Genomic DNA, 5,526 nt, shown 5'->3' with positions numbered 1-5,526 from the left:
CCGCCGCTCCCGGTCACCTCATGTCACGTCCCGCCGCGTCAGCTGTGCGTACGCAGCAGGGTCCGCATCGTCCGCATCGCCACCGACAGGTTCGCCAGGTCGAACGACTCCGAGCTGCGGATCTCCTCCAGGGTGGAACGCGAACGCGCCAGGATCGCCGCGTTCATCTCCTCCCAGTCCGTGAACCGCTGCTGCGGCGTGGACGTCCCGTCGCCGACGGACAGCACGTCCGACGTCAGCGCGGCGTGCGCCGCGTACAGGTCCTCGCGGATGGAGGCCCGGGCCATGGACTGCCAGCGGTCCGCCCGCGGCAGCTCGATGATCCGGTCCATCAGCTGGGTGATCCCCAGCCGGTCGGCGAGGTCGTAGTAGACCTCGGCGACCGCCAGCGGCTCCTTGCCCGTACGGTCCGCGATCGCGACGATGTCCAGCGTCGGGAAGGCCGAGGAGAACCCGGCCACCCGCACCGCGAGCTCCTCGGGGACCCCGGCCGAGGTCAGCTCGTCGAGGATCGAGCCGTACCACTCCAGGTCGGCGCCCTTGAGCAGCTTGGGCAGCTCGGCCCAGACCTCCTCCACACCGGACCGGAAGAACTCGACGGTCTCCGCGATCGCGACCGGCTGCGGCCGGTTGCCGAGCAGCCAGCGCGAGCCGCGCTCCACCAGCCGGCGCGAGTGCAGCCGGATCCGGGTCTGCACATCGGCCGCCACCTGGTTGTCGAGCGCCTCGACGGCGTCCCACACCGAGGACAGCCCGAAGATCTCCCGGGCGGCGAACTGGGCCCGCACGACCTCCTCCAGCGAGGCCCCGGTCTCCTCCCGCAGCCGGTGCAGGAACGTCGACCCCCCGCTGTTCACGGTGTCGTTGACCAGCACCGTCGTGATGATCTCGCGGCGCAGCGCGTGCCCGTCCACCGCCTCGGGGAAACGCTCGCCGAGCAGCCGCGGGAAGTACGAGCGCACCAGCTTCTGCAGGTGCGGGTCGTCCGGCAGGCTCGTGGAGATCAGCTCCTCGGCCGCCGTGATCTTCGTGTAGGCGAGCAGCACGGCCAGCTCCGGCTGGCTGAGCCCCTTGTCGTGGTTGAGCAGTTCCCGGATCTGCCGGTCGTTCGGCAGGAACTCCAGCGACCGGTCCAGGTGGCCCTCCCGGCCGAGCCGGCGCATGAAGCGCTGGTGGGCGTGGAGGAGGGACGGCGCGTCGGCGGAGGCGTTGGCGAGCACCACGTTCTGCGCGTAGTTGTTGCGCAGGACGAGGCGCCCGACCTCGTCGGTCATCTCGGCGAGCACCTGGTTGCGCTGCTTGAGGGTCAGGTCCCCGTCCCGCACCAGCCCGTTGAGCAGGATCTTGATGTTCACCTCGTGGTCGGATGTGTCCACACCGGCACTGTTGTCGATCGCGTCGGTGTTGATCCGGCCGCCGGTACGGGCGAACTCGATCCGTCCGAGCTGGGTGGCCCCGAGGTTGCCGCCCTCGCCGACCACCCGGGCCCGCAGGTCCTGGCCGTTGACCCGGATCGCGTCGTTGCCCTTGTCGCCCACGTCGGCGTTCGACTCGGCCGAGGACTTGATGTACGTGCCGATGCCGCCGTTCCACAGGAGGTCGACCCGGGCCTTGAGGACGTTCTGCATCAGCTCGGCGGGCGTCATCTTCGTGACGTGCGACTCGATGCCGAGCGCCTCACGCATGTGCGCGTTGACCGGGATCGACTTGGCGCTGCGCGGGTGGACGCCGCCGCCCGCCGAGATCAGGTCCTTGTCGTAGTCGGCCCAGGAACTCCGCGGCAGTTCGAACAGCCGGCGCCGCTCCGCGTACGAGGCGGCGGCGTCCGGGTTCGGGTCGATGAAGATGTGCCGGTGGTCGAAGGCCGCGACCAGCCGGATGTGCTCCGACAGCAGCATGCCGTTGCCGAACACGTCACCCGACATGTCCCCGACGCCGACGACCGTGAAGTCCTCGGTCTGGGTGTCGTGCCCGAGCTCCCGGAAGTGCCGCTTGACGGACTCCCAGGCGCCGCGGGCGGTGATGCCCATGCCCTTGTGGTCGTAGCCGGCGGAGCCTCCGGAGGCGAAGGCGTCCCCGAGCCAGAAGCCGTACGAGACGGCGACGTCGTTGGCGATGTCGGAGAACTTCGCGGTGCCCTTGTCGGCGGCGACGACGAGATAGGTGTCGTCCTCGTCGTGCCGGACCACGTCGACGGGCGGCACGACGTCGCCCATCACCATGTTGTCGGTGATGTCCAGGAGAGCCGAGATGAACGTCTTGTAGCAGGCGACGCCCTCGGCGAGCCAGGCGTCACGGTCGACGGCCGGGTCCGGCAGTTGCTTGGCGACGAACCCGCCCTTCGCCCCGACCGGCACGATCACGGTGTTCTTGACCATCTGCGCCTTGACCAGGCCGAGGATCTCCGTACGGAAGTCCTCCCGGCGGTCCGACCAGCGCAGCCCGCCACGGGCGACCTTGCCGAAGCGCAGGTGGACGCCCTCCACACGCGGCGAGTACACCCAGATCTCGAACGCCGGGCGCGGCGCCGGGAGGTCGGGGATGGCCTGCGGGTCGAACTTCATCGAGACGTAGTTGTGCGGCTCGTGGTCGTCGGCCAGCTGGAAGAAGTTGGTCCGCAGCGTCGCCTTGATGACGGTGAGGAAGGACCGCAGGATCCTGTCCTCGTCCAGCGAGGCGACCTGGTCCAGGGCGCCGTCGAGCTCCTCCAGCAGTCCGTCCGTCAGCTCCGTACCCGCCTTCTGGCGGCTCGGCGACATCCGGGCCTCGAAGAGGGAGACCAGCAGCCGGGTCGTGTGGACGTTGTTGCGGAGGGTGTCCTCCATGTAGTCCTGGCTGAACGTCGAACCCGCCTGGCGCAGGTACTTCGCGTAGGCGCGCAGCACCATGGCCTGGCGCCAGTCGAGCCCGGCGCCCAGCACCAGCGCGTTGAAGCCGTCGTTCTCGGCCTCACCGGTCCAGACGGCCGCGAACGCGTCCTGGAAACGCTCCCGGGCCTCGTCGTCCAGGTGGCCGGCGCCGTCGTTCGCCTTCGGCATGCGCAGCCCGAAGTCGTAGATCCAGGCCTGCTTGCGGTCGGCGCAGCGCAGCTCGTAAGGCCGCTCGTCGACGACCTCGACGCCGAGCCGCTGGAGCGCGGGCAGGACCGCGGAGAGCGACACCTGCTCGCCCGTCCGGTAGATCTTGAAGCGGCGCTCGCCGGGGACGGCGCCCACCGGTTCGTACAGGCTGAGGGCGAAGTCCTCGCGGTCCTTCTTGAGCGCCTCCAGGTGCACCAGGTCGGCCACGGCCGCGCGCGGCGAGTGGTCGGCCTTGTACCCCTCGGGGAAGGACTGCCCGTACCGGCGCGTCAGCTCGGCGGCGCGCTCCTCACCGCACTCGGCGCTCAGCGCCTCCTGGAAGCCGTCGGCCCAGGAGCGGGCGGCCTCGACGAGGCGGCCCTCGATGCGGTCCGCGTCGGCGTCGGTGAGGTGCGGCAGCTCGGTGCCCTGCGGGACGCGGACGACGAAGTGCAGCCGGGAGAGGATCGACTCGGTGTTCCAGGCGGTGAAGTCGACGCTCGTGCCGCCGAGTTCCTCCTTGAGGATGTCGATCAGCCGGAGCCGGACCGCGGTGGTGTAGCGGTCCCGCGGCAGGTAGACGAGGGCGGAGTAGTAGCGCCCGTACTCGTCCTGGCGCAGGTAGAGCCGCAGCCGACGGCGCTCCTGGAGGTACAGCACGGACGTGACGATGGAGCGCAGCTGGTCGACGGGCGTCTGGAAGAGCTCGTCGCGCGGGTAGGTCTCCAGGATCTGGAGCAGGTCGCGGCCGTCATGGCTGTTGGGCGTGAACCCCGCTCCCTCCAGCACCTCGGCGACCTTCTGGCGGACGACGGGGACCCGGCGGACCGACTCGGTGTACGCGGCGGACGAGAACAGGCCGAGGAAACGCCGCTCGCCGACGACGTTGCCGTCGGCGTCGAACTTCTTCACCCCGACGTAGTCGAGGTAGCTGGGCCGGTGGACGGTCGCCCTGCTGTTCGCCTTCGTCAGGACGAGCAGCTTGTGCTCGCGCGCCTTGGCGCGGGCGTCGGCGGGCAGCCGGTCGAAGGACGGGCTGACGGGGTGCGCCTCGTCAGCGCTGTGCTTGGGGTCGGAGCGCAGGATGCCGAGACCGGTGCCGGGCACGGCCGTCAGCGCGTCGCTCTCGCGGAGCTCGTACTCGCGGTAGCCGAGGAACGTGAAGTGGTCGGCGGCGAGCCAGCGCAGCAGCTCACGGGCCTCCTCGACCTCGACGTCACCGAGGTCGTCCAGGGGCTCGGAGGGGAGGTCGTCGGCGATCCGCAGCGCCGCGTCACGCATCTTCCCCCAGTCCTCGACGGTCTCCCGCACGTCGGACAGGACGCGGAGCAGGTCGTCGTTGATCTGCTTCAGGTCCGCGCGGTCGGACTCCCGGTCGATCTCGACGTGGATCCACGACTCCACGACGGCGTCGTGCGGCAGCTCGGGCCGGTCCTCCTTGCGGCCCTTGGAGCGCCGCGGGACGTCACCCCACGGCCGGTCGTCGGCGAGGACCTCGATCAGCCTGCCGGCGACGTCGCGGCGGACGACGACCTGCGGGTGGATGACGAGGTGGATGCCGCGGCCCTGCCGGGACAGCTCGTTGGTGACCGAGTCGACCAGGAACGGCATGTCGTCGGTGACGACCTCGACGACGGAGTGGCTGCACGTCCAGCCGTTCTCCTCGACGGTCGGGGTGTGCACCCGCACGTTCGCCGTGCCCTGGGGACGGTTCTCCGCGAGGCGGTAGTGGGAAGAGGCGGCCCCGAAGACATCGACCGGGTCACGGCCGCTGACATCCTCCGGAGCGGTGTGCAGGTAGTAGCGCTGGAGGTAGGCGAGCACCTGGTCCTGGACCGGCCGCCCGTCCTGATCGGCCCCGGTGCCCGCCTCGGCGAGGTGGACCCGTGGGGCACCGCCCGGGCCTTCGACACCACCGCCCGGACCGTTGTCAGCTACCCGGGCCGCCCGTGCGAGCAGCTCGGCCTTGGCTTCGTCCAGCTTGGTCTGCATGTCCTCTGGCTCCTGTCGCGCGCCGTTGCGTGACGTAGGTGGTAAAAGACGGCGTACCGCCACGACGCGGGGTTTCCGGTCTGGTTCGACGCTATGCCGTCTCGGGAGATACCCGGGACGCGATGGGCCGTTTTCGGCGGTCGGTCCTGGTGGTGGGAAGCGCGGATCACCCGGGTGCTGTGGCGCTCCGGGCGGAGGCCGGGGGCTTCACTGCCCCCGAGGCGTATCGCGCTGATCACGGCTCCAGGCTATCTCTCTCCCACCCACAACCGTCATGAGCCGCATATGTACAAAACAAGGCCCCGAACTTTGACACTCTGGACATCGCGTGGACCGCTCTGAGGGCGTACGGCACGCGGCCGTTCCCCGTGGGCCGGGCCACCTGCGGTTTGCCGTGCGGGGACCTCCCGTCCGCCGCCCCGGCGGCGACGAACCCCTGTCCTACCGTGCGTCAGCCGTCCACCATCGACTCGGC

At 70.2% G+C, this 5,526-nt stretch carries 1 protein-coding gene; it reads right to left on the bottom strand.

All coding sequences use genetic code 11. The features are described from left to right. Positions 1 to 38: 38 nt before the first annotated feature. On the bottom strand, positions 39 to 5,051 hold the full coding sequence (locus IH13_RS0118125; protein ID WP_031085714.1) for an NAD-glutamate dehydrogenase: 5,013 nt from the start codon (positions 5,049 to 5,051) through the stop codon (positions 39 to 41). Positions 5,052 to 5,526: the final 475 nt, after the last annotated feature.

The organism is Streptomyces sp. NRRL WC-3549 (assembly GCF_000721935.1).
In the GTDB taxonomy this organism is placed as follows: domain Bacteria; phylum Actinomycetota; class Actinomycetes; order Streptomycetales; family Streptomycetaceae; genus Streptomyces.
Note: the sequence above shows the minus strand (reverse complement) of the source record. Positions and strands in the feature narration are given on the sequence as shown.

Bases quoted from the DNA above. Each gene is read 5' to 3' on its own strand.
- IH13_RS0118125 (WP_031085714.1), bottom strand. From the start codon at position 5,051: ATGCAGACCAAGCTGGACGAAGCCAAGGCCGAGCTGCTCGCACGGGCG.